Genomic DNA, 2,905 nt, shown 5'->3' with positions numbered 1-2,905 from the left:
CAAACATGGCACTCTGTTCCGACTAGAACCTTGGGCTCAGCTCTTGCTGGCTTTTTCCTTCGCGGCCGCAACGGTCTCGTCGGCACGATGTTCGACGGTGCGCTTGTCTTCGGCAACCTCGTCGTCGGCCATGCCCTTCTTGAAGCTTTTGATACCCTTGGCCATATCGCCCATCAGCTCGGGAATCTTGCCGCGGCCGAACACCAAAAGCACGATCACCAGCACGATCAGCCAATGCCAAATCGAAAATGAACCCATAGCAAATCTCTCTCGAATGTTTTCCCTGGCGATGATCTATGCGTTTTCGCGTTGGGATTCAAACACAACTGCGACAGAGTTTATGAAAGGGTGACGGATGTCACGCATTTTCGACGGGAACGCCCGCTACGAATCCGCGCATCCTCATCAAGTTGGCCGCCAATGCCAGTCAATCTTCCGTGACGCGCGGCGTCAGCAGGCCGAGTTCCTCGAGATCGATGTCGGTCAGCGCATCCTCGTCGTCGGTCAATGCGTCGGGATCGGCCGGCGGCTGCGGAATGGAGAAATTCGACGGCATGCGGCCCGAAAGCAGTCCAGCCCCCTTCAGTTCCTCCATGCCAGGAAGATCGCGAATCTCTTCCAGCGCGAAATGGTCGAGGAAGGTCTCCGTCGTACCGTAGGTCACAGGGCGTCCGGGCGTCTTACGCCGGCCGCGCATGCGCACCCATTCCGTTTCCAGCAGCGTGTCGAGCGTACCTTTCGAGGTTTCGACGCCGCGGATGTCCTCGATCTCGGCACGCGTCACCGGCTGGTGATAGGCAATGATCGCCAGCACTTCGAGAGCCGCGCGGGAGAGCTTCCTTTGCTGGACGGTATCGCGGCTCATCAGGAAAGCCAGGTCGCCGGCGGTGCGGAACGCCCAGGCGTCGCCGACACGCACCAGATTGACGCCGCGCCGCGCATAGATCTGCTGCAGCTCGGCCATGGCCAGGGCAATGTTGATGCCGTCAGGGAGGCGTGCCGCGAGCTGCTTTTCGCTGACGGGTTCGGCGCTGGCGAACACGATCGCCTCGGCCATGCGCACGGCCTCGGCCAGATGCAGCCGCTCGGCCGGGTTCTGTAGCTGCTCGGCCGGATCCCGGGAAAGCGACTCCTCTTCGGGTGCATCGCCGACCTTGAACGGGATAACCGAAGCGTTGGCGCGTTCGCTCATGATGCCACCTCGACTGCCTTGATTGCCTGCGTGCGCCCGCGCAGGTAGATCGGCGCGAACGTCTGATCCTGCCGCACGTCCATCGTGCCGTCGCGCACCAGTTCCAATGTTGCCGCAAAAGAACTGGCGATTGCCGTGCGCCGCTCCTCGGGGCTGGTCATGTATGCGATCAGAAAACTTTCCAGCGCCGTCCAGTCGCTTGCAGCCCCGACCAGGCGGGTCAGGATGTCGCGCGCATCCTTGAGCGACCAGACACCGCGCCTGGCGATCGTCACATTGTTGATCGCCTGCTTCTGGCGTTGCTGGGCATAGGCGGTCAAGAGATCGTAGAGCGAGGCCGAATAGGCGTTACGCTTTTCGACGATGACCATTTCCGGCATGCCGCGCGCGAACACATCGCGGCCGAGCCGGTTGCGGTTGACCAGACGCGCCGAGGCGTCGCGCATGGCTTCCAGCCGCTTCAGGCGGAACTGCAGCACCGCCGCCAGTTCCTCACCGCTTTCGCCCTCGTCGCCGGGCTGCTTGGGGATCAGGAGCTTGGACTTGAGGAAGGCCAGCCACGCCGCCATCACCAGATAGTCGGCGGCAAGCTCCAGCCTGAGCGCCCTCGCCGTCTCGACAAAGGTCAGATATTGCTCGACCAGCGCCAGGATCGAAATGCGAGCCAGATCGGCCTACTGGGTGCGGGCAAGATGCAGCAGCAGGTCGAGCGGACCTTCGAAGCCGGCCACGTCGACAACCAGCGACGGGTCGCCGGTAACGCGTGAATCGTCATTCTCGGCCCACAGACGGTCCATCGGTGCGGCCTTCGAGGCCTTGCTTTCCAATGTCTCCGCCACTCCGTCACTTCCCTTTGCTATGCCACCGCATCGAAGTAGGTGGCGAATTCGGCACGTATTTCGGTTTCTTCGACCGTGTCACGGTTCTTTATATAGGTCAGCGCCCGCTTGGCGCGCTCCAACGACGTGCCCTCAAGCCCTGTGGTGCGCGATGCGATGCCGGCCATCTCCTCGAAAACGCCGTTGCAGTGAAGGACCAGATCGCAGCCCGCCGCAAGGATCGATGCCGCCTTTGTCGGGAAATCCCCAGAAAGTGCCTTCATCGAGGTGTCGTCGCTCATCAGCAGTCCGTCGAAGCCGATTTCGCGCCGGATGATCTCGTCGATGACCTTGCCGGAGGTGGTCGCCGGATTGTTGGGGTCGATCGCGCTGTAGACGACATGGGCTGTCATCGCCATCGGCAGATGGCTAAGCTCCTTGAACGGGGCGAAATCATGCCGCTGCAGATCGCTGAGCGAGGCATTGACCACCGGCAGTTCGAAATGCGTGTCGGCAAAGGCACGTCCATGGCCCGGAATATGCTTCATGACCGGCAGCACGCCGCCCGACATCAGCCCTTCCGCGGCTGCGCGGCCGAGCTCGATCACCGGTCGCGGATCCTTGCCATAGGCCCGCGCGCCGATGACATCGCTGGCGCCCTCGATCGGCACATCGAGCACCGGCAGGCAATCGGCTGTGATGCCGTAGCGCAGCAGGTCGAAGGCATGCAGCCGCGCCATCAGCCAGGCCGCGCGGGCGCCGGCATCATGATCGTCGCGCCACAGCGCGCCGAGCGCGCCGCCGGCGGGATAGTTCGGTGCCAGCGGCGGTCGCAAGCGCTGCACACGGCCGCCTTCCTGATCGATGAACACCAGCGCGTCCGGACGCCCTATGC

The 2,905-nt window shown here is 62.9% G+C and carries 3 protein-coding genes and 1 pseudogene; all 4 read right to left on the bottom strand.

Features of this window, described 5'->3' with window-relative positions; genetic code table 11:
- Positions 1–36: 36 nt before the first annotated feature.
- On the bottom strand, positions 37–258 hold the full coding sequence (locus EN984_RS29135) for a twin-arginine translocase TatA/TatE family subunit (protein WP_023812188.1): 222 nt from the start codon (positions 256–258) through the stop codon (positions 37–39).
- Between the two features lie 169 nt (positions 259–427).
- A complete protein-coding gene (gene scpB / locus EN984_RS29130) occupies positions 428–1,192 on the bottom strand; it encodes an SMC-Scp complex subunit ScpB (RefSeq protein WP_127267597.1) in 765 nt (254 codons plus the stop codon).
- A pseudogene (locus EN984_RS29125) lies at positions 1,189–1,989 on the bottom strand (ScpA family protein). Before EN984_RS29125 ends, scpB begins: the two are co-directional and overlap by 4 nt.
- Positions 1,990–2,048: 59 nt before the next feature.
- The coding region (locus EN984_RS29120; protein ID WP_164765723.1) for a glycoside hydrolase family 3 protein at positions 2,049–2,905 on the bottom strand (857 nt) is incomplete at its 5' end.

Origin of the sequence: Mesorhizobium sp. M7A.F.Ca.CA.004.12.1.1 (assembly GCF_003997835.1) — a bacterium.
GTDB lineage: Bacteria > Pseudomonadota > Alphaproteobacteria > Rhizobiales > Rhizobiaceae > Mesorhizobium.
This window is presented reverse-complemented; position numbering and strand designations above follow the sequence as displayed.

Excerpts from the sequence above, each read along its gene's own strand:
- EN984_RS29135 (WP_023812188.1), bottom strand. The coding sequence starts at position 258 with ATGGGTTCATTTTCGATTTGGCATTGGCTGATCGTGCTGGTGATCGTG.
- scpB (WP_127267597.1), bottom strand. The coding sequence starts at position 1,192 with ATGAGCGAACGCGCCAACGCTTCGGTTATCCCGTTCAAGGTCGGCGAT.